Source organism: Bradyrhizobium sp., assembly GCF_019242285.1.
GTDB lineage: Bacteria > Pseudomonadota > Alphaproteobacteria > Rhizobiales > Xanthobacteraceae > Bradyrhizobium.
Genome location: NZ_JAFAVV010000566.1, coordinates 1 through 20,405 on the forward strand (window position 1 = coordinate 1; position 20,405 = coordinate 20,405).

At 64.8% G+C, this 20,405-nt stretch carries 20 protein-coding genes; 4 read left to right on the top strand and 16 right to left on the bottom strand.

The features are described 5' to 3' along the window. The coding region (locus tag JOY90_RS22740; RefSeq protein WP_291693358.1) for a hypothetical protein at window positions 1-679 on the top strand (679 nt) is incomplete at its 5' end. A 100-nt stretch (window positions 680-779) separates the two neighbouring features. Here the strand turns inward: JOY90_RS22740 and JOY90_RS22745 are convergent. The 10 genes from JOY90_RS22745 to argS form a co-directional block, all read right to left on the bottom strand. Then, on the bottom strand, window positions 780-1,217 hold the full coding sequence (locus tag JOY90_RS22745) for a hypothetical protein (RefSeq protein WP_291693359.1): 438 nt from the start codon (window positions 1,215-1,217) through the stop codon (window positions 780-782). A gap of 80 nt (window positions 1,218-1,297) precedes the next feature. Then, window positions 1,298-2,749 (bottom strand): serine--tRNA ligase, encoded by a 1,452-nt coding sequence (serS, locus tag JOY90_RS22750; protein WP_291693360.1) that lies wholly within the window; start codon window positions 2,747-2,749, stop codon window positions 1,298-1,300. A 115-nt stretch (window positions 2,750-2,864) separates the two neighbouring features. After that, window positions 2,865-3,680, bottom strand: coding sequence for a twin-arginine translocase subunit TatC (gene tatC, locus JOY90_RS22755; protein WP_291693361.1), 816 nt, complete (start codon window positions 3,678-3,680; stop codon window positions 2,865-2,867). Continuing rightward, entirely contained in the window at window positions 3,677-4,174 is a 498-nt protein-coding gene (tatB, locus tag JOY90_RS22760; RefSeq protein WP_291693362.1) for a Sec-independent protein translocase protein TatB, read from the bottom strand. Before tatB ends, tatC begins: the two co-directional genes overlap by 4 nt. Window positions 4,175-4,258: 84 nt before the next feature. Then, window positions 4,259-4,495 carry a twin-arginine translocase TatA/TatE family subunit gene (locus JOY90_RS22765; RefSeq protein ID WP_291693363.1) on the bottom strand — a complete coding sequence of 79 codons (237 nt, stop codon included), beginning with the start codon at window positions 4,493-4,495 and terminating at the stop codon, window positions 4,259-4,261. Between the two features lie 171 nt (window positions 4,496-4,666). Then, window positions 4,667-5,407 (bottom strand): SMC-Scp complex subunit ScpB, encoded by a 741-nt coding sequence (gene scpB, locus JOY90_RS22770; protein ID WP_291693364.1) that lies wholly within the window; start codon window positions 5,405-5,407, stop codon window positions 4,667-4,669. A gap of 22 nt (window positions 5,408-5,429) precedes the next feature. Then, window positions 5,430-6,251, bottom strand: a complete 822-nt coding sequence (locus JOY90_RS22775; protein WP_291693365.1) for a ScpA family protein — start codon at window positions 6,249-6,251, stop codon at window positions 5,430-5,432. Next, window positions 6,248-7,273: a beta-N-acetylhexosaminidase gene (gene nagZ / locus JOY90_RS22780; protein ID WP_291693366.1), complete on the bottom strand. Its 1,026-nt coding sequence runs from the start codon at window positions 7,271-7,273 to the stop codon at window positions 6,248-6,250. Before nagZ ends, JOY90_RS22775 begins: the two co-directional genes overlap by 4 nt. A gap of 48 nt (window positions 7,274-7,321) precedes the next feature. Next, a complete protein-coding gene (locus JOY90_RS22785) occupies window positions 7,322-8,902 on the bottom strand; it encodes an SPOR domain-containing protein (RefSeq protein ID WP_291693367.1) in 1,581 nt (526 codons plus the stop codon). Between the two features lie 133 nt (window positions 8,903-9,035). Further along, complete coding sequence (gene argS / locus JOY90_RS22790; RefSeq protein ID WP_291693385.1) at window positions 9,036-10,841, bottom strand: arginine--tRNA ligase; 1,806 nt, start codon at window positions 10,839-10,841, stop codon at window positions 9,036-9,038. Window positions 10,842-10,899: 58 nt separating this feature from the next. On the opposite strand from argS, the gene JOY90_RS22795 reads away from it, so the two are divergent. Further along, window positions 10,900-11,136, top strand: coding sequence for a hypothetical protein (locus JOY90_RS22795; protein WP_291693386.1), 237 nt, complete (start codon window positions 10,900-10,902; stop codon window positions 11,134-11,136). Here JOY90_RS22795 and JOY90_RS22800 read toward each other — a convergent pair. After that, window positions 11,133-12,341 carry a deoxyguanosinetriphosphate triphosphohydrolase gene (locus tag JOY90_RS22800; RefSeq protein ID WP_291693368.1) on the bottom strand — a complete coding sequence of 403 codons (1,209 nt, stop codon included), beginning with the start codon at window positions 12,339-12,341 and terminating at the stop codon, window positions 11,133-11,135. The two genes, JOY90_RS22795 and JOY90_RS22800, sit on opposite strands and share 4 nt — an antisense overlap. Window positions 12,342-12,452: 111 nt before the next feature. Here JOY90_RS22800 and erpA point away from each other — a divergent pair, with 111 nt between their 5' ends. Both erpA and xth read left to right on the top strand, forming a co-directional pair. Then, window positions 12,453-12,782: an iron-sulfur cluster insertion protein ErpA gene (erpA, locus tag JOY90_RS22805; RefSeq protein ID WP_291693369.1), complete on the top strand. Its 330-nt coding sequence runs from the start codon at window positions 12,453-12,455 to the stop codon at window positions 12,780-12,782. A 101-nt stretch (window positions 12,783-12,883) separates the two neighbouring features. Further along, window positions 12,884-13,675 (top strand): exodeoxyribonuclease III, encoded by a 792-nt coding sequence (gene xth / locus JOY90_RS22810; protein WP_291693370.1) that lies wholly within the window; start codon window positions 12,884-12,886, stop codon window positions 13,673-13,675. A 93-nt stretch (window positions 13,676-13,768) separates the two neighbouring features. Here the strand turns inward: xth and JOY90_RS22815 are convergent, their stop codons facing one another. From JOY90_RS22815 to lpdA, 5 genes are all read right to left on the bottom strand, one after another. Continuing rightward, entirely contained in the window at window positions 13,769-14,581 is an 813-nt protein-coding gene (locus tag JOY90_RS22815; RefSeq protein WP_291693371.1) for a tetratricopeptide repeat protein, read from the bottom strand. Further along, a complete protein-coding gene (gene ilvD / locus JOY90_RS22820; protein ID WP_291693372.1) occupies window positions 14,568-16,292 on the bottom strand; it encodes a dihydroxy-acid dehydratase in 1,725 nt (574 codons plus the stop codon). Before ilvD ends, JOY90_RS22815 begins: the two co-directional genes overlap by 14 nt. A gap of 220 nt (window positions 16,293-16,512) precedes the next feature. Beyond that, entirely contained in the window at window positions 16,513-17,484 is a 972-nt protein-coding gene (locus JOY90_RS22825) for a tripartite tricarboxylate transporter substrate binding protein BugD (protein ID WP_291693373.1), read from the bottom strand. A gap of 32 nt (window positions 17,485-17,516) precedes the next feature. Continuing rightward, the gene (locus JOY90_RS22830; protein WP_291693374.1) at window positions 17,517-18,758 is read right to left on the bottom strand and encodes a threonine synthase; all 1,242 of its coding nucleotides are present in this window, start codon (window positions 18,756-18,758) and stop codon (window positions 17,517-17,519) included. A gap of 118 nt (window positions 18,759-18,876) precedes the next feature. Beyond that, window positions 18,877-20,295 carry a dihydrolipoyl dehydrogenase gene (gene lpdA, locus JOY90_RS22835; RefSeq protein ID WP_291693375.1) on the bottom strand — a complete coding sequence of 473 codons (1,419 nt, stop codon included), beginning with the start codon at window positions 20,293-20,295 and terminating at the stop codon, window positions 18,877-18,879. Window positions 20,296-20,405 lie beyond the last annotated feature (110 nt).

The window sequence follows — 20,405 nt, forward strand, 5'->3', positions numbered from 1 at the left end:
TGACGACGGGATGCGGAATCTGTCCCGGCGCTGCGCCTGTCCGGCCGCGTCCCATCTCGACGCGACGAGCGGCAAGTGCGTCCCCGACACGGCTCCGGTCGCAGCTCCGGTCACGAAGTCGCTCGATGACAGGGCGCCCTCGCCGCCCGAGACCAAGGCCGCCAACATTCGCTGCGATGGCGGCAGCGTGCGCGATGGAGGCTGCGCCTGCCCCGCCGGCTTCAAATTGCGGCCGGCCGGAGACAATAGCGGCGGCGGCGCCTGTGTCAGGACCAATGCAGAGAACTGCCAGGGCGGTGAATTGACGGCTTCGGGCACCTGCCTGTGCAACGGCCAGGTCGTGATGTCCGGCGAGACCTATCTGATGGAATACGCCAACGGCAAATGCCTGCCGAAACGCTGCCCGGTCGAGACGACGTTCAGGGAAGGCCGATGCGTCGAGGCCTCGGCGGTGACCGCGACGCCCGCCGCCGAGCCGGAAGCGAAGGAGAAGCCAGCTTCGCGAAGGGAAACCTCCGACGAGGAGGAGCCTCGCCGCCGCTGCGCCCATGGCATGGTTCGAACCCGTGCGGGCTGCGTCGAGGCGCGGCGACGGACATATGGCAAATACGACAACGCCCGCCGCTACTATCGGATGTACGACTATCCCGGCTATGCGATCGGGATGCCGCCTTATTAGAGCGTTTTCGAGCGAAGTGGATACCGGTTCGCGTGAAGAAAACGCGTCAAAACAAAGGAGCTAGAGCTTCCGTTCCGATTCCATCGGAACGGAAAGAGCTCTAGCCGCGGCCGTCCGGCGTGCGGATGCGCCATTGCGGCAGGAATTTCGCCGAGGCGCGGGCGATCCGCAGCACGAGCGATGGCGCCGCGGGCGGCGGCTCGGGCGGAGCTGCCGGCGATGACGCGATCTCCGGGGCGGGCGTCGAGGCCCCGGCCGCCTGCATCGGCTCCTTGATCAGCTCCAGTACGCTTTCCACCAGCGGCAGTGGCGCTTTCGACCGCCTGGGGAAGCGCGCCCGCGCGAGTTCCAGCGCCTTGGCGAAATCCTCGCCATTCAGCCAGACATAGGCGCGCATGCGGCTTTCGATATCATCGTCCCAGAGCTTGGAGACCTCAATATCGAACGCGCCCTGGAGCCGCTGGTCCACCGCCTGGATGCCAGCGCCGGTCACCGCCCATTGCCGGCCGACCCAATAAATGTTGCGATCAAGCGCCATCGCCACGCGTCCCGCCACCCACACGAGTGGAGGATAGCGGGACGCGCCGGGTTCGCAATACCAATCCGGGAGGACGCGTGCTACTTCTCGTGCTCGATCACCTTCAGCCCGCCCATATAGGGCTGCAGCACGTCAGGCACGGCGATGGACCCGCCCTGCTGCTGATAGGTCTCCATCACGGCGATCAGCGCGCGGCCGACGGCGGTGCCCGAGCCGTTCAGCGTGTGCACGAAGTGCGGCCTGCCGTCGCTTGCGCGATAGCGCGCCCCCATGCGGCGGGCCTGGAAGTCACCGCAGACCGAGCAGCTCGAAATCTCCCGGAACGCGCCGCCTTCGCCTTGCCCGGGCATCCAGACCTCGATGTCGTAGGTCTTCTGCGCGGAGAATCCCATGTCGCCGGCACAGAGCGTCACGACGCGATAATGCAGGTCGAGCTGCCTCAGCACCTCCTCGGCGCAGGCCAGCATCCGCTCATGCTCGTCGCGGCTGGCGTCCTGTGTCGTGATCGACACCAGCTCGACCTTCACAAACTGATGCTGCCGGATCATGCCGCGGGTGTCGCGCCCGGCCGCCCCGGCCTCGGCGCGGAAGCACGGCGTCAGCGCCGTGAGCCGCATCGGCAGTTGCTTCTCGTCGATGATGGATTCTCGGACGAGGTTGGTCAGCGGGACTTCGGCCGTAGGAATTAGCCAAAGGCGGCTGCTGTACTCTGAAAAAAGCTTTCGTTTCCATTCTTGTTGACGAGCGACCGAGGACGCACCTATTTGGTCGGGTCGAATTTTCTTCGCACGAATTTCTTCTAGTTGTGCGTCACGTGCCGCATCATAGTCCGGCCAAAAGCGCTCGAGGTCCAATAAGTTCGTGGGAAACTGATCTTGTTCAAATTTCGGCAGCTGGCCTGTGCCAAACATGACGTCGTCGCGAACAAGCAACGGCGGATTAATTTCCGTATAGCCGTGCTCATTGGTGTGCAGATCGAGCATAAATTGCCCAATCGCGCGCTCAAGCCGAGCGAGATTCTTCTTTAGCACTACAAAACGAGACCCAGAAAGCTTCGCCGCTGTTTGAAAATCCATATAACCAAGAGCCTCTCCAAGATCGTAGTGGGGCCTAGCCGCAAAACCGTACTCACGTGCCTTTCCAAAGACATGGCGCTGCACATTGCTGTGCTCGTCTGCACCGTCAGGAACTTCAGGCGCCGCAAACGGCAGATTTGGGATCGCTGCAAGCATGCCATTTAACTTCGCCTCAAGTTCCTTGGGCGTTTTCTCCAACTCTGGAATTGCTACCTTCAGCTGCGAAACCTCGATCATAAGGTCTTCGGCATGGGCGTCATCCTTTCTTCTTTTCGCCTCGCCGATTTCGCGTGAAGCCGCATTGCGACGAGCCAGGGCTCTTTCCAAATATCCGATAGCTTTTCGGCGTTCTTCGTCGATCGCTAGTAATTTGGCTGAGACCGGCGCAAGGCCGCGCCGCTTCAGAGCGGCGTCAAATGCTTCCGGATTGTCGCGGATCGATTTGATGTCGTGCATGGCTGTCGAACCCTGAGTCGCGCCGTTTCATGAGGCGCCCTCCAGTAGCCTGAATGGATCGGTTTTGGAACAGCCGCGGCACGCCGCGAAGGCAGCGTGCGCTACGGAAAAACGCCTACTCCGCCGGATTGGCGGCCGAGCCGGTGCCGCCGGAGGCAGACGCCGCCCGAGCCGCGGCGGCCTGCTTCTCCACGAACCTGACCGCGATGATCGAGCCCTCGTAGAGCGCCAGCAGCGGCAGCGCGAGCGAGGACTGGCTCAACACGTCGGGGGGCGTCAGCACGGCGGCGATGACGAAGGCGATGACGATGAAATAGCGGCGCTTCTCGCGCAGCATCTGCGAGGTGATGATGCCGACCCGCCCGAGCAGCGTCAGGATCACCGGGAGCTGGAAGGCGATGCCGAAGGCGAAGATCAGGGACATCATCAGCGACAGGTACTCGCCGACCTTGGGCAGCAGCTCGATCTGCGCACTGTCGCCGCCTCCCATCTGCTGCATGCCGAGCGAGAAGCGGATCAGCAGCGGGAACACGACGAAATAGACCATCATCGCGCCCAGAAAGAAGAAGATCGGGGTCGCGATCAGATAGGGCAGAAAGGCGTTGCGCTCGTGCCGGTACAGGCCGGGCGCGACGAACTTGTAGATTTGTATGGCGACGATCGGAAACGAGATGAAGCCGGCGCCGAACAGCGCGAGCTTGAGTTGAGTGATGAAATATTCGAGCAGCGCCGTGTAGATGAACTTCGAATTCTCCGGGCCGGCGACCCAGACGAACGGCCAGACCAGGTAGTTGTAGATCGTCTTGGCGAAGAAGAAGCAGACGATGAAGGCGACGCCGAAGCCGAGCAGCGCCTTGATCAGCCGCGAGCGCAGCTCGATCAGGTGATCCATCAACGGCGCCTTGCTGGCCTCGATGTCTTCATCGGTCATGACGCTTTGGCGTCCTTCAGCTCGTCTGCGACGGTCGGCTCGGCCATCGCGGTCGCATGAGCCTCGCTGGTGATCGCAACCGGCTCGCCGGCCGTGTGCGTCTCGGCCTCGACGAAGGTCTCGGGCTGCGGCGCTTCCGGGGTCGTCGGCGCGACCGGCGGCTCGAGCGCAGGCTCGGTCGCGGCCACTGCCGTCTCGGCCGGTTTGTCGCTGCCCAGGGCGCTGGTCACATCGTCCTGCAACGAGGTCAAGAGATTGCCCTTGGAGAAGCCGGAGGCGGCTTCCTTCACCTCGTCAAAGCTCTTCTTGAGGTCGGCCATCTCGGCCTCGCGCATTGCCTCCTGGAACTGGCTCTGGAATTCGGCGGCCATCTTGCGCGCCTTGCCCATCCATTGCCCGACCGTGCGCAGGACGCCGGGCAGCTCTTTCGGGCCGATGGCGATCAGTGCGACCACGGCGATGAGGACGAATTCACTCCACCCGATGTCGAACATCAAACATTCCGTTCACGCGCACGCCTCCCCGTCGAAATGGATCGGGGCGGCCAGGCGCCTTCTGCTAAACGGCCCTGCTGCTGCTCAGACGGCCTTGCTGCCGACATCCGTCCGCGCGGCCGCGGACGGCGCCGGGCTGTGGTCGATGGACTTGGCCGGCTCCGACTTCTCCGGCGCCTTGTCGTCGTCCTGCATGCCCTTCTTGAACGCCTTGATGCCCTGCGCGACGTCGCCCATCAGATCCGAAATCTTGCCGCGGCCGAACAGCAGCAGGACGACTGCGATCACGACGATCCAGTGCCAAATGCTAAGCGAACCCATCCCGCAACCTCCAACACGAATTGGCCGGCGACCCGGCCCGATCTCTTGCGGAACGTAGGCGCGCGGAGAGCCAAAAACAAGGACTTAGGCGACGTCAAAACGCGGTCGGCTGCGTCTGCGTGTCGCTACCGTTAACCGGCGGCGGCGACGCGCGCGGTGCTCGCGAAACCGTCAGCTTTCGCCGCCGCCCTCGCCGGTTTCGGGCTCCGCCGCCGGCGCCAGCGCCAGTTCCAACTCGCCGACGTCGAGCGGGTCCTCGTCCTCGCGAAGCGTGGGATCGTCGGAGGGCGACGGAACGGAAAAACCGGTCGGCAGGCGCGAATCCAGAAGGCCCGTGCCTTTCAATTCATCCAGTCCCGGCAGGTCGCCGATCGCCTCGATATTGAACTGCGACAGGAAACCCTCGGTGGTTCCGAAGGTCAAAGGCCGCCCCGGCGTCTTGCGCCGGCCGCGCGGCCTGATCCAGCCGGTCTCGAGCAGCACGTCGAGCGTGCCCTTGGAGGTGACGACGCCACGGATCTCCTCGATCTCGGCCCGGGTCACCGGCTGGTGATAGGCGATGATCGCCAGCACCTCGATTGCCGCGCGCGACAACCGCCGCGTCTCGGTGGTTTCCCGTGTCATCAGCCACGACAGGTCGCCCGCGGTGCGGAAGGTCCACTTGTTGGCGACGCGAACGAGGTTGACGCCACGGCAGGCGTAGTCGGCCTGGAGTTGCTCCAGGGCGGCCTTGACGTCGACGCCGTCGGGCATGCGTTTGGCGAGGGTGGACTGATCCAGCGGCTCGGTCGCCGCAAACAGCAGCGCTTCCAGGATTCGCAATTCCTCGGGCCGCGCCTGCGGGTTGACCGGCGCCTCGGCCTCGTCGACCATCTCGACCTCTTGCACGCGTCGTTCCGCCAAGCTTGCCATGGCAGGGTCTCCTTCTTCCAACTCACTCGGCCGTCGGTGCATTCGCAGCACCCGCGGCCTGCGCCGGACGCTTACGGAAATACAGCGGCGCGAACGCTTCGCTCTGGTTCAATTCCATCTCGCCCTCGCGCACCAGTTCGAGGGCCGCAGCAAAGCTCGAAGCAAAAACCGTGGCCTTCTGCGAGGGCTCGACGACGTAGTTCAACAGATATTCGTCGAGACAGCTCCATTCCTCGGCAATTCCGATCAGCCGCTCCAGCGAGGCGCGCGCTTCGGCCAGCGACCACACCGTGCGCCTGGCGAGATGCACGCTCCTCAGCACCCGCTGCTGGCGCTGCACGGCATAGGCCGTGAGCAGGTCGAACAGGGTCGCGTTGAACTTCGGGCGGCGAATTTCGGCGATTTCCTCCGGGTTCCCGCGGGGGAAAATGTCGCGCAGCAATTGCGGCCGGTTCATCAGCCGGTTGGCCGCTTCCCTGATCGCTTCGAGCCGCCGCAGCCGGTTGGCGAGCGCAGTCGCCATTTCCTCGGCGCTCGGCCGCTCCGCGGCCGGCGGCTCCGGCAGCAGCAGCCGCGACTTCAGGAACGCGAGCCAAGCCGCCATCACCAGATAGTCGGCGGCGAGTTCCAGGCGGATCTTCCGCGCCGCCTCGATGAACTGCAGATATTGATCGGCGAGCGCCAGGATGGAGATCTTGGCGAGATCGACCTTCTGCTGCCGCGCCAGCGCCAGCAACAGATCGAGCGGGCCCTCAAAACCCTCGACATCCACCACCAGCGACAGTTCGCCATCGGCGACCTCGGCGGGCTTGCCGGTCTCAAAGGACAGAATTTCCGCGGTCATGCACCCGCTCCCAGCCGACCGATCAGGGTATCCAGCTCCGCCCGTGCCGCCGCCCGATCAAAGGCCTGCGCGGGTCGGCGCGCCGCCAGCGCGGCGCGCGCCCTCGTCAACGCCTGACCGGCGAGTTCGGGCGTCTCGCCGGCGACCTGCTGCATCTCATCGAGCTTGCCGTTGCAATGCAAAATGACATCGCAACCTGCGGCGACGATGGCGCGCGTCCGCTCGGCAATCGATCCTGCCAATGCATTCATGGACACGTCATCGCTCATCAATAAACCCTGGAACCCAATCGAACCGCGAATCACCTGCTGGATTATTCTCGCAGATGTCGTTGCAGGTTGGGCCGGGTCGAACGCGCTAAACACAACATGTGCGGTCATGGCCATCGGCAGGTCCGCCAGCGGCCGGAATGCCGCGAAGTCGGTCCGTTCCAGCTCGTCGGCGGGCGTGTCGACCATCGGGAGCCGGTAATGCGTGTCCGCAGTGGCCCGGCCATGCCCTGGAATATGTTTGAGAACGGGTAGAATGCCACCTTCGTCCAGTCCCTGCGCGACCGCCCGGGCAATCGCAGCCACCTTGGCCGAATCGGTTCCATAGGCACGGTCACCGATCACGGCGTCGGCGCCGGTCACCGGCACGTCGGCCAGTGGCAGGCAGTCGACGGAGATGCCGAGCGCCAGAAGGTCGTCAGCGATCAGGTGCGCACTCAGCCGGGCCGCCGAGAGGCCAAGAGCAGGATCAAGGTCGTAGAGCCGGCCGAAGGCGTCGCCGGGGGGATAGAGCGGCCAGTGCGGCGGCCGGAGCCGCTGCACCCGCCCGCCTTCCTGGTCGATCAGGACCGGTGCGTCGGCATCGCCCAGTGCGCTCCGCAGCGTCTCGACCAGAGCCGTGACCTGCGCCGGCGTGTCGACGTTGCGCTTGAACAGGATGAATCCCCACGGCCGTTCCGTGGCGATGAATGCCCGCTCATCCGCGCTCAGTTCGGTTCCGGCAATGCCGGTAATGAAGGCTTTGCTGCGCATGGCGGGCCGATTAGCCCGCCCCCGGCAACAGGGTCAAGGAAACGGCGGCTAATTCTTCTGGACGATGCACTGTCCGCCGGCGGTTTTCAGGTCGCCGCAGAATTTTCCAGCCTCCTGGGAGGAACCGAAGGGACCGACCATGGCGCGGAAGTAGATGCCTTTCTCGCCCAGATCGGCACGCTTGATCACCGGCGTCTGGGAACCCAGCACGTTCGGGAACTTCGCCTGGAGTGCCTTGAACGAGGCCTGCGCGTCATTCTCGCTTCGCTGCGAAGACACCTGCACGAGATATCCGACGGCCGAATCGGCGGGCGCGGCGTCCTGGCTCGCATTGGTGGCGGCGATGCGCACGCCGCGCGACGTGTCCGCGGCCGACGCCTGGTCCGGGCTCGATTGCGGCGTCAGCGAAAGCGGCTGATTCGCGCTGGCATTCGCATTCGCGGCATCCGAGGGCGGCGTCGCAATGCGGGCCGTCTTGGTGCCCTTGGCCGCTTTGGCCGCGGCGGGGGGCGGTGCGGGCGGCGACACCGTAGCGGTTGTCGTGGAGGCGTCCTGCTGCTGATCGCCATGGACCGACAGGGTCCTGATCCTGCGCGGCTCGCCATTCGCCAGCGTGGCATTGCTCGGCGCCCCGCCCGCGGCAATGCCATTCTGCGCCACACTCGAGGGCGGCGGCGGATTGTTGTTCGCGTTCAACTGCGGAAACACCACGCGCGGGCCGCCGGAATTCGCATTCGCGTTGACGTCGACCGGTGCTTCCTCGCGCGGCACGAGCTTCTCGGCGCCATCGCCGCTGACGAGGCGATCCGGCACCTTGGCGCTGCCATCGGGCGGCGTCGGCATGATCTTGATCGGCGTGTTGTCGGCCCGGATGATCGGCGGCTCGCCGCTCCGCGCCGAGCTGAAATAGCTGCGATAGGCAAACGCACCGCCCGTTCCCACGATCGCGAGCGCGAGAATAGCCACGACCATCGTCAGGCCGCCCCGGCGCTTCTCGACCGGCGGCTCCTCGCCCTCGTCCTCATACCCATCCTGGTAGGCGTAGGGATCGTCGGGATAGGCCGGATCACGGTCGAACCCCTGCGTCCCCTGCGCGCCGTTGTCGAGCCGGCCGTACAGCGCATCGTCGTAACGCGATGGATCGAGCTCCTCCTCGTGCTCGTGCTCGGCGAAGGCGTGCTCCTCCTCGTGCTGACCATGCTGATACGAGCGATCCTGCGCAAAGTCCTGCTGCGGATTGCCGTGGTCGTCGGGATGCTGCTGTGCGCCGTAACGGTGCAGCGGATGAGTTGAGGCCACATATTCCTCCTCGCTGGGAAGCGCCGGCGGCATCTCTCTCTGCGAGTCTCGCGATATCTCCCTGGGATTGGCGCGCTGCATCCAGGACGGCGGGTTGGTGGGAGCCATCGGCTCCTCCTGTGCCACCGCCTGCTGCGGGTAGGACTCGCGCGGCGCGATCCGCGGCGATGCCGGATTGGCACGCCCCGGATTGACCATTGTATCGGTCTGTCCGATCAGCCGGGCCAGCTCCGCCAGAGGATCGCCCTCGGGCCGCCCGGCGCCACGCTGATCGCCGCCGCGGTCATAACCGTCGGCCGGAAAAGCTCTGTCGTGATATCGATCAGCCATCGTGATGCACTGTTCCCTTCGGGAAATGCCGCCCCCGCCAAACTCGTACAGACGTGCCAGCCTCCGCGGCCAGATACCCCACATCCCCCAGAGTGGGCGGCAATCAAAGTCTAGGCTACCGCACTGCGCCCGACTATCGCATTTCGTTCGGAGCGCTGACACCCAGCATGGTCAGCCCCGATCCCACAACCGAGACGACAGCCTGTACCATAGCCAGACGCGCCTTGGTCATTGCTGCATCATTATCTATAATGAAGCGTAAATAGGGCAAATCCCGTCCCTTCGTCCAGAGCGCATGAAATTCGCTCGCTAAATCATAGAGGTAAAAGGCAATCCGGTGTGGTTCATGGGCGCCGGCGGCCGCCTCGACCACCCGCGGATAAAGCGCAAGCCGCTTCAGGAGGTCGAGCTCGGCAGGTTCCGCCAGCATCTCGACGGCCGCGGCGCCAAGGTACGCGCGGCGCGCGGCGTCCTCCTCCGGCAGATCGGCGAGCACCTCCTCGCGTGCATTGCGGAAGATGGAATGGCCGCGGGCGTGACCGTACTGCACGTAGAAGACCGGATTCTCGCGCGACTGCTCGATCACCTTGGCGAGGTCGAAGTCGAGAACAGCATCGTTCTTGCGGTAGAGCATCATGAAGCGCACGGCGTCCGTGCCGACCTCGTCGACTACCTCGCGCAAGGTGACGAAATCGCCCGAGCGCTTCGACATCTTCACCGGCTCGCCGTTGCGCAAGAGCCGCACGAGCTGCACGATCTTGACGTCGAGCGTGGCGTTGGCGGCGGTGACCGCCTTCACCGCCGCCTGCATGCGCTTGATGTAGCCGCCGTGATCGGCGCCCCAGACGTCGACGAGATCGCGAAAGCCACGGTCGAATTTGTTCTTGTGATAGGCGATGTCGGACGCGAAATAGGTGTAGCTGCCGTCGGACTTCAGCAGCGGCCGGTCGCTGTCGTCGCCATAGGCGGTCGCGCGGAACAGCGTCTGCTCGCGGTCCTCCCAATCCTCCAGCGGCGCGCCCTTCGGCGGCGGCAGCCGCCCTTCGTAGACGTCGCCGCGTGAACGCAGGAAGTCGATAGTCTCGGCGACCTTGTCGTTGCCGGTCTCGACCAACGAGCGCTCCGAGAAGAACAGGTCATGCCTGATGTTGAGCGCGTCGAGATCGTCCCTGATTTCGGCCATCATCATCGTGACCGCCTTGTCGCGCACGAGCGGGAGCCATTTGGCTTCCGGCATCTCGCGCAAGACGTCACCATGCTCGGCCGTGAGCGCCTGCCCGACCGGCTTCAGATAGTCGCCCGGGTAAAGCCCTTCCGGGATCGCGCCGATGTCGTCGCCGAGCGCCTCGCGATAGCGGAGGAAGGCGGACCGCGCCAGCACGTCGACCTGGGCGCCGGCGTCGTTGATGTAGTATTCGCGCGTGACGTCGTGGCCCGCGAACTGCAGCAGGCTCGCCAGCGCATCTCCGAACACCGCGCCACGGCAATGACCGACATGCATCGGCCCGGTCGGATTGGCCGAGACATATTCGACGTTGACCCTGGCCGCACCCGCGACCGGCGCGACGCGGCCATAGGCCTCGCCCTCACGCAACACGGTGCGCAGCGCGTCCGCCCAGGCCCGCGGCTTCAGTGTCAGATTGATGAAGCCGGGCCCGGCGACATCGACGGAGGCGATCAGCTCTTCCGCGCGCAGACGGCCGGCGATCAGCTCCGCGAGCTCCCGCGGCTTCACGCCGGCCTCTTTCGCCAGCACCATCGCGGCGTTGGTCGCCATGTCGCCATGGCTCGCGTCGCGCGGCGGCTCGACCACGACGCGCGACAGATCAGGTCGCATGGGCCAATTGTTCTCGGTAGCGAGGCCCGCGCAGATCGCGTGCACGCGCGAGAGCAGGTCGGCAAAGGGATGAAGCGATGGGGTCAAGGGTTGCTCGGCAATGGCTGGCGCGCTGTTTGAGGTTTGATCGGGCTTCTTGTCAGCCTTGCCTGCGGAGGGCTTGCGCTTCGCAGCCTTGGCTTTGCGTTTGGCCGGCTTGACACCGGGCTTGACACTGGCCTCGGACGCGACGGCCTTCCGGGATGTTTTGTTGGCCGCCTTCTTCGTGCCGACACGGCTTGGCTTGCTCGCCGCGGTCTGCTTTGGCCGAACGCCCTTGCCGGCCACCTTCCCGGCCTGTTTTGCGGATTTCTTCGCCATCGGCGTCTGCTCTGCCCGGAACGAGCCCGCCGCCTAACGCAAATCAGGGGTCGAGTCAAAGAGGCGCTGGTGCTCGATCAGGGCGTAGCGGTCGGTCATCCCGGCGATGAAATTGCCGATCCGCCGCGCGCGCGCAGCCTCGCTGTCGTCGGCTGAGCCCTCGAGCCAATCGGACGACATCTGCGACGGATTTTCCAGATAGTGCGCGAACAGGTCGGATACGATCCGCTCGGCGTCGCCCATGATGCGCATGATCCGCTGATGCCGGTACATGTGCAGCTTCAGGAACGACTTGATGCCGGCTTCGGCCTCGGCAGCTTCGGCCGGAAACTGGATGAGCTGCGTGGCGTGATGGCGAATGTCATCCACCGATTTGGGCTGCGCGGCGTCGAGGCGCTTCGTCGCCTCCGAGAAGACGGCGGTGATCAGGTAGGAAATCAACTCGCGGACCAGCTCGGCGCCGCGCCGGTCCTGGTCGAGGGCGGGATAATGCGCGTCGATCTCCGTGATCATCGCCGCCGTCAGCGGCATGGCCTTGAGATCGTCGACGGCGAACAGGGCGGCGCGCAAGCCGTCGTCGATGTCGTGGGCGTCGTAGGCGATGTCGTCGGCGATGGCCGCGACCTGAGCCTCGAGCGAAGCGAAGCTGAAGAGCTCCAGACTGAAGATTTCGTCATGGTCGCGGATGCCGACCGGCACGCCGCGGTCGCGGTAATGGCCGAGCGGCGTTCCGTCGTGATCGGTCAACGGGCCGTTGTGCTTGACGATCCCCTCCAGCGCTTCCCAGGTGAGGTTCAGCCCGTCGAATTCCGGATAGCGATGCTCGAGCGAGGTGAGCACACGCAGGGTCTGCGCATTGTGGTCGAAGCCGCCATGGGCCTGCAGGCATTTGTCGAGGGCCCGCTCGCCGGCATGGCCGAACGGGGGATGGCCGAGATCATGGGCCAGCGCCAGCGTTTCGGTGAGGTCCTCGTCCAGCCCCAGCATGCGGGCCAGCGCCCTGGCGATCTGCGCCACCTCCAGGGAATGGCTCAGCCGGGTGCGATAGTGGTCGCCCTCGTGGAACACGAACACCTGGGTCTTGTGCTTCAGCCGCCGGAAGGCGGTCGAGTGGATCACCCGGTCGCAATCCCGCCGGAACGGGCTGCGGGTGCGGCTCGGTGGCTCGGCAAACAGCCGGCCTCGGCTGCGATCGGGGTCGCAGGCAAAGGGGGCGCGAGGGGCAGCCATTCCAACCGACACGGTCTCTTGATCCGTTTTGACGTTTGATTCCCAGGGCTTTCGCACCTAAGTATGGCATACCGCATGAATTGGCGAAGACGCCAAATGTGCCTCGAAGGGAGATCGTTTGCCATGACTGCCGCCGTCACCCTCAGCGAGCGGGCCGCTCGCCGGATTGGCGATATCCTCAAGGGCGAAGGCGACGGTGCCATGCTGCGCATTTCGGTCGAGGGCGGCGGCTGTTCCGGCTTCCAGTACAAGTTCGACGTCGACCGTGCCAGGGCCGAGGACGATCTGGTGATCGAGCGTGATCATGCCGTGGTGCTGGTCGATCCGGCCTCGGCGCCGTTTCTGGCGGGCTCGGAAGTCGATTTCGTCGATGACCTGATCGGCGCCTCGTTCCGGATTCACAATCCCAATGCCACCGCCTCCTGCGGCTGCGGAACCAGCTTCTCGATCTGAGCTCTCGTCCGCGGAAGCGGCAAGCGTTCCACCTGCGAGCCTTGACGCTGCGTGGGCGAGGTTGCTCTAACGTCACTCCGTCGACCAATCCGAGGAAGCCGATGCGCATCGCGACCTGGAACGTCAATTCGATCCGGCAGCGGCTCGAGCTGCTGATGGCCTGGCTGAAGGAATGCTCGCCCGACATCGTCTGCCTGCAGGAGATCAAATGCACGGACGACGCCTTCCCGCGGCTCGAGCTGGAGGCGCTCGGCTACAACGTGGTGACCCACGGCCAGAAGACCTTCAATGGCGTCGCGCTGCTGTCCAAGCTCAGGTTCGACGAAACCAAATCGGGGCTCGCCGGCGACGACGAGGACAGCCATGCCCGCTTTCTGGAAGGCGTGGTGACGCTGAAGCGCGGCGTGCTGCGCATCGCCTGCCTTTATCTGCCCAATGGCAATCCGGCGGATAGCGACAAATACCCCTACAAGCTCAAGTGGATGTCGCGGCTTCTCGAGTATTCGCGGGAACGGCTGAAGGCGGAGGAGCCTTTGATCCTGGCCGGCGATTTCAACGTCATCCCCTCGCCCGCGGATGTCTACAACCCCTCAGCGTGGGTCAATGACGCGCTGTTCCGCCCAGCCACCCGCGAAAGCTTCCAGTCGCTGCTCGGGCTCGGGCTGACCGATGCGCTGCGCGCGGTGACGGATGCACCCGGCCGGTACACCTTCTGGGACTACCAGGCCGGCGCCTGGCAGAAGAACTGGGGTTTGCGCATCGACCATCTCCTGATGTCGCCACAGGCGAGCGATCGTCTCGTCGATGTCGGGATCGACAGTTATGTCCGCGCCTGGGAGAAACCCTCTGATCATGTGCCCGTGTGGGCGGATCTCGACCTGGAAGCCGCCTGACCCGACACCACGGCGTCGTCGCGTGGAAGCCAAAAAACCAAAGCCGCAGCACCAGGCTGCGGCTTTCATTTCAAGGCAAGAGCTGCACGCAGGTCAGTTTCCGCGCTTGTTGCCCCGCACCCACTGCTCGAGCATCTGCAGCGCCCTGGCGCGGTCGTCCTCGGTGGCGCGGGAGACGGCCGCGTTGTAGCTTTCCTTGATCCAGGTCTCGTCGGGACCGGCGCCGTCGCGCGCCAGCATCAGCCACATCAGGCCGCGCGCGGCCTGGCGCGGCAGCCGCTCACCATTGAACAGCATCTGTCCGAGCGTGGCCTGGGCCTGATGCTGGCCCTTCTGCGCCGCCAGTCCGAGCCAGCGCGCGCCGTAGGTGAAGTCGTCCCGCGATGCGTCCGGCGTCTTCAGGTACAGCATCGCCAGATCGTATTGCGCGTCGGCGTCGCCGAAATAGGACGCCGCATAGGAGAACATCTCCCTCGCCCGGTTCGGATCGGCCGTGATTTTCGAGTTGGGAATGCCGTTGAGGTAATAGCGCCCCAACTCGACGAAGGCATTGGCGATGAAGGCCGCATCCGGCGCCGACGGGCTGTCCTCGGCATGCGCATTGGCGATGCGGCTGAACCAGTCGAAGGCACGCAGATCGTCGCGGGCGACGCCCTTGCCGTCGGCATACATCCGGCCCAGCTTCCACTGGGCGAAGGGCTGGCCGTCATCGGCGGCATATTGCAACGCGCTGAGATTGGCCTCCGGCGCGGCGAGCGGCTTCTTCAGCGCGCCGGCCGGCCCGGCCTGCGCCGTCATGCCCGGCATCGTGGGCTGCTGGGTGGCGGGAGAGCCGTCGAAGGCAAGCGCCATCGCGGGCATGGCGCCCAGAACCACAGCGATTGCGATACGACTAGATGTCCGCATAACACGTCTTCTCGTGCGCACCGCCGGGATGGGTTACGGCCCCAGCCACCGCCGGCCCAACCTGTTGGGCATATTTCCAGAGCGCTCCGGACGCATGGTTCGTCTCGCGCGGCAGCCATCTCGTCTTGCGGTCGGCAAGCTCCGCGTCGCTCAACTTTACGTTAAGCGTCCCCTCGACCGCATCGATCTCGATGAGATCGCCATCCCGCAGCAGACCGATGGGACCACCCACCGCCGCCTCGGGGCCGATATGGCCGATGCAGAAGCCGCGGGTCGCGCCGGAGAACCGGCCATCGGTGATCAGCGCGATCTTGCCGCCCATGCCCTGTCCGGTCAGCGCCGCGGTGGTCGCCAGCATCTCCCGCATCCCGGGACCGCCACGCGGCCCCTCGTAGCGGATCACGATGACCTCGCCTTCCCTGTAGGTGCGCTTCTGCACGGCCTCGAAAGCATCTTCTTCGCGATCGAAGCAGCGAGCGGGTCCTGAAAATTTCAAATTCGACATACCCGCAACTTTCACTATCGCACCTTCCGGCGCCAAATTACCTTTCAAGCCGACCACCCCGCCCGTAACGGTCATGGGCCTGTCGGCAGGCCGCACCACGTCCTGGTGCGGATTCCATTTAACGCCCTTGAGATTATCCGCGATCGTACGGCCAGTGACCGTCAAGCAGTCACCGTTGAGATGACCGTGATCGAGCAGGGTTTTCATCAGAAGCGGTATGCCACCAGCTTCGAACAGGTCTTTGGCGACATAACGACCGCCCGGCTTCAAATCCGCGATATACGGTGTCTTTTTGAAGATTTCCGCGACGTCGAACAGGTCGAATTTGATGCCGCATTCATGCGCGATGGCAGGCAAATGCAGCGCCGCATTGGTCGAGCCTCCGGAGGCCGCGACGACCGCCGCGGCGTTCTCCAGCGAACGGCGGGTGACGATGTCGCGCGGACGGATGTTGGCCGCGATCAGCTCCATCACCTTCTCGCCGGCGGCCATGCAGAAGGAATCGCGGATTTCGTAGGGCGCCGGCGCGCCCGCCGAATAGGGCAGCGCGAGCCCGATCGCCTCGGACACCGTCGCCATGGTGTTGGCGGTGAACTGCGCGCCGCACGCGCCGGCGGACGGGCAAGCCACCCGTTCGATCTCGTCGAGATCGGCGTCCGACATCGCACCGACGGAGTGTTTGCCGACGGCCTCGAACATGTCCTGGACGGTCACCTGCTGGCCGCGGAAATTGCCGGGCAGGATCGAGCCGCCATAGATGAAGATCGAGGGCACGTTGAGCCGGCACATCGCCATCATCATGCCGGGCAGCGACTTGTCGCAGCCGGCAAGCCCGACCAGCGCGTCATAGGCGTGGCCGCGCACCGTGAGCTCGACCGAATCGGCGATGCATTCGCGCGAGGGCAGCGAGGAGCGCATGCCGTCATGGCCCATCGCGATGCCGTCGGTGACCGTGATGGTGCAGAATTCACGCGGCGTGCCGCCGCGCGCCGCCACACCCTTCTTGACCGCTTGGGCCTGGCGCATCAGCGCGATGTTGCAGGGCGCGGCCTCGTTCCAGCACGACGCCACGCCGACGAACGGCTGATGAATCTGCTCCGTCGTCAGACCCATCGCGTAGAGATACGACCGATGCGGCGCGCGCTCGGGCCCTTCCGTCACATGACGGCTCGGCAACCTCTGCTTGATGTTGGTCTTGGCGTCCATCGCCCCGTTTCCGCGCCGCCGGCCCTCTCGATCACAACCATTGCGATTCACCTTGCAGGATCGCCAGCGGTACAAACCATTTCCTAGCAGGGTGTGGCAAAATAGCGGCGCCAGTGAGGAGCGGTGCGTACGTAAGCCAAATGTTCGCGCAATGTTGCAATCTCGCAACAATCGTGGCGGAATGGCAACCCAGATTAGCTTTCAGGTTGTAGGTAAATATTCACTCGACTGAAACGTGAGCCGTCTTGAGCACCGGCCACCACTTCGCAATCTCGGATTGCTGCCAGGCGCCGAGCGCTTCCGGAGTTGTCTGGCCGGCTGGAGGCATCTGCAAGCCCAGATTGTCGAACTGACCCTTCACCGTGGGGTCGTTCAGCGCCTCGACTGCCGCGGCGTTGAGCTTCGCCACGATCTCGCTCGGCGTGCCCTTCGGCACCCACAGACCCGACCACAAGGTCATGTGAAAGCCGGGCAGCCCCGCTTCATCCGTGGTCGGGATATCGGGGGCCGAATCGACCCGCTTGTCGTCGGTGATGGCGTAGGCGCGGATCGTCCCGGCCCGCACCTGGTTGATGGAATTGGAGGTCTGGTCGATCATCAGATCAATCTGGCCGGCCACCAAATCGTTCATGGCGGGGGCGGTGCCGCGATACGGCACGTATTGCAGCTTTATGCCGGTGATGTTCTCGAAATACAGCCCCGCGATGTGGCTGCCCGACCCTGCGCCGGCCGTCCCGGCATTGGCCGGCGAAGGTCTTGACTTGAGCCAGGCCAAGAGCTCCTGGAGCGATTTCGCCGGCACCTTGTTGTTGGAGACGATGATCATCGGGTTGCTCGGCAGCAGCACCACCGGCTCGAGATCGGCCACCAGATCGTAGGGGAGCTTGTAGATCGCGCCATTGGCGACATGGGTGCCGAGATGGCCGAAACTGATAGTGTAGCCATCCGCCGCCGCGTGCACGGCACGGCCGACGCCGATCGAGCCGCCCGCTCCCGTCACGTTCTCGATCAACAGCGGCTGGCCGAGCGCCGTCTTCATGCGTTCGCCGAGAATGCGCGCCATTGCGTCGGACGGTCCGCCGGCGGCGAACGGCACGATGACCGTGATGGGGCGGGAGGGGAACTGGTCGGCCGCGGCATGGCCGGCGAAGGCGAAGGCCGCGATCAGCGCGGCGAGCACGGATTTCCACATCACCCTCTCCTTTGAGGGTGTCAAAACCCCTCTTAGAGCTTCGCGTAGTCGATCGGCTGGCGACGATCAAGCATGCGCGTCACCGGCGGCAACGGGTATTTGAGACCGGTCGCGCAGTTGAACAACATCACGCGATCACTTTTGCTGACACGGCCGTCGGCGAGGCTCTGCCGGTAGGCGGCGTAGGTTGCTGCGCCCTCGGGGCACAGGAGCAGGCCCTCCTCGCGAGCGACTTCGTTGAGCGCAGAAGAGATCTTCTCGTCCGTCACTGCGATGGCAAATCCCTTGCTCTCGCGCACCGCACGCAGGATCAGAAAATCTCCGACCGCCTGCGGCACGCGGATGCCCGACGCGATGGTCTGGGCATCCTCCCAGCGCGGCGCATGCTCGGTTCCGTTCTCGAAGGCGCGCACCATCGGAGCGCAGCCGGCCGCCTGCACCGCGATCATGCGCGGGCGCCTGCTTCCGATGAACCCAATCGCCTCCAGCTCCGCGAACGCCTTCCACATCCCGATCAGCCCGGTGCCGCCACCGGTCGGATAGAAGATGACGTCGGGCACGTCCCAGCCGAGCTGCTCGGCGAGCTCGAGCCCCATCGTCTTCTTGCCCTCGATGCGATACGGCTCCTTCAAGGTCGAGGTGTCGAACCATCCGGCCGTGGCCTTGCCTTCGCCGACGATCTTGCCGCAATCATCGATCAGGCCGTTGACACGATAGACGGTCGCGCCCTGCAATTCGATCTCGCTGACATTCACCTCCGGCGTGTCGGCCGGACAGAAGATCGTGGTCCGGATGCCGCAAGCAGTGGCATAGGCCGCGAGCGCCGCGCCGGCATTGCCGTTGGTCGGCATCGCCATGTGGCGGATGCCGAGTGCCTTGCCCATCGACACCGCCATCACGAGACCGCGCGCCTTGAACGAGCCTGTCGGCAGCCGCCCCTCATCCTTGACGATGATCTCGCCGCCGCCGAGCTTGTTCGCGAGCTTCGGCAGCCGGATCAGCGGCGTCGTCACCTCGCCGAGGCTGACGATGTCTTTGCATTTGCGCACCGGCAGCAGCTCGCGGTAGCGCCACAGGTCGGCGGGTCGTTCGGCGAGCGCGTCCTTGGTCAGCGCCTGCTTCACGCCGGCGAGGTCGTAGCGCACCAGCAGCGGCTTGCCGGCCTTCGAGAGGTTATGGATCCGGTCGGCGGGATAATGATCGCCTTCGAGCGAGCATTCGAGATGGGTGACGAAGGTCGGACGCTCGATGGTCAGGTTGTCGTTGTCTTGCACTGAATGCTTCTCTCTAGCGGTTTGCGCATCATTGCGAGGAGCGCCAGCGACGAAGCAATCCACGGCGCCGCAAGCGGACAGGCTGATTGCTTCGCTTGCGCTCGCAATGACGGCGGCATCAAATATTCAACACCCGCCCATAGGCGTCCAGCACGGCTTCCTTCATCATCTCCGACAGCGTCGGGTGCGGGAACACCGTGTGCATCAATTCCTCTTCCGTCGTCTCCAGGTTCATCGCCACCACATAGCCCTGGATCAGCTCGGTGACCTCGGCGCCGATCATGTGCGCGCCGAGGAGCTGGCCGGTCTTCTTGTCGAAGACCACCTTGAGCAGCCCCTGGTCCTCACCGAGCGCGATCGCCTTGCCGTTGCCGACGAAGGGGAAGCGGCCGACGCGAATCTCGCGCCCGCCCTCCTTCGCCTTGGCCTCGGTCAGGCCGACGGAGGCGACCTGCGGGTTGCAATAGGTGCAGCCGGGGATCAGGTTCTTGTCCATCGCGTGCGGGTTGAGGCCCTTGATGGCCTCGACGCAGATCACGCCCTCATGCTCGGCCTTGTGCGCCAGCATCGGGGGACCTGCGACGTCGCCGATCGCGTAGATGCCCGGCACGTTGGTCTTGCAATGACCATCGACGACGATGACGCCGCGGTCAGTCTTCACGCCGAGCTTCTCCAGCCCGAGATTCTCGATGTTGCCGACGACGCCGACCGCGGAGATGACGCGCTCGAACTCCGCGGCTTGCTGCTTCTTGCCGTCATCGATGGTCGCGACGACGCTGTCGGCCTTCTTCTCGAGCTTTGACACTTTGGTCGAGGTCAGGATCTTGATCCCCTGCTTCTCGAAGCGTTTTCGCGCGAGGCCGGCAATCTCGGCATCCTCCACGGGCAGGATCTGCGGCAGCACCTCGACCACCGTGACGTCCGAACCCATGGTGTGGAAGAACGAGGCGAACTCGATGCCGATCGCGCCGGAGCCGACCACCAGCAGCGACTTCGGGATCCGCTCCGGCACCATCGCCTCGAAATAGGTCCAGACCAGCTTGTTGTCCGGCTCGAGTCCGGGCAGTACGCGCGGCCGCGCCCCGGTCGCCAGGATGATGTGCTTTGCCTGATAGGCGCCTTCGCCGAGCGCGCCCTTCGGCGCCTCGACCGGCGATTTCTTCACGGTCACCTTGCCCGGCGCATCGATCGCGGCCTCGCCCCAGATGACGGAAACCTTGTTCTTCTTCATCAGGAAGCCGACGCCGTCATTGAGGCGCTTTGACACCCCGCGCGAGCGCTGCACCACGGCCTTGGCATCAAAGCCGACCTTCTCCGCCGACAGGCCGTAATCCTTGGCATGCTGCATGTAGTGGAAGATTTCCGCCGAGCGTAACAGCGCCTTGGTCGGAATGCAGCCCCAGTTCAGGCAGATGCCGCCGAGATAGGCCTTCTCGACGATCGCGGTCTTGAAGCCGAGCTGCGCCGATCGGATCGCGGTGACATAGCCGCCGGGACCGGAGCCGATGATGATGACGTCGAAGGAGGTGTCGGCCATTTCGGCTCCGCTCTCAGCTTGGATTTGCAGGGTGGGCAAAGCGAGGCGTGCCCACCGCCAAACGGCAAGCTTGACGCATGGGCACGGCGCTTCGCACCTTGGCCCACCCT

Coding starts and splice junctions, on each gene's coding strand:
- tatB (WP_291693362.1), bottom strand. CDS start 4,174: ATGTTCGACATCGGGTGGAGTGAATTCGTCCTCATCGCCGTGGTCGCA.
- xth (WP_291693370.1), top strand. CDS start 12,884: ATGCGCATCGCGACCTGGAACGTCAATTCGATCCGGCAGCGGCTCGAG.
- ilvD (WP_291693372.1), bottom strand. CDS start 16,292: ATGGACGCCAAGACCAACATCAAGCAGAGGTTGCCGAGCCGTCATGTG.
- erpA (WP_291693369.1), top strand. CDS start 12,453: ATGACTGCCGCCGTCACCCTCAGCGAGCGGGCCGCTCGCCGGATTGGC.
- scpB (WP_291693364.1), bottom strand. CDS start 5,407: ATGGCAAGCTTGGCGGAACGACGCGTGCAAGAGGTCGAGATGGTCGAC.
- JOY90_RS22765 (WP_291693363.1), bottom strand. CDS start 4,495: ATGGGTTCGCTTAGCATTTGGCACTGGATCGTCGTGATCGCAGTCGTC.
- JOY90_RS22785 (WP_291693367.1), bottom strand. CDS start 8,902: ATGGCTGATCGATATCACGACAGAGCTTTTCCGGCCGACGGTTATGAC.
- nagZ (WP_291693366.1), bottom strand. CDS start 7,273: ATGCGCAGCAAAGCCTTCATTACCGGCATTGCCGGAACCGAACTGAGC.
- tatC (WP_291693361.1), bottom strand. CDS start 3,680: ATGACCGATGAAGACATCGAGGCCAGCAAGGCGCCGTTGATGGATCAC.
- lpdA (WP_291693375.1), bottom strand. CDS start 20,295: ATGGCCGACACCTCCTTCGACGTCATCATCATCGGCTCCGGTCCCGGC.
- JOY90_RS22775 (WP_291693365.1), bottom strand. CDS start 6,251: ATGACCGCGGAAATTCTGTCCTTTGAGACCGGCAAGCCCGCCGAGGTC.
- JOY90_RS22815 (WP_291693371.1), bottom strand. CDS start 14,581: ATGCGGACATCTAGTCGTATCGCAATCGCTGTGGTTCTGGGCGCCATG.
- JOY90_RS22825 (WP_291693373.1), bottom strand. CDS start 17,484: ATGTGGAAATCCGTGCTCGCCGCGCTGATCGCGGCCTTCGCCTTCGCC.
- serS (WP_291693360.1), bottom strand. CDS start 2,749: ATGCACGACATCAAATCGATCCGCGACAATCCGGAAGCATTTGACGCC.
- JOY90_RS22745 (WP_291693359.1), bottom strand. CDS start 1,217: ATGGCGCTTGATCGCAACATTTATTGGGTCGGCCGGCAATGGGCGGTG.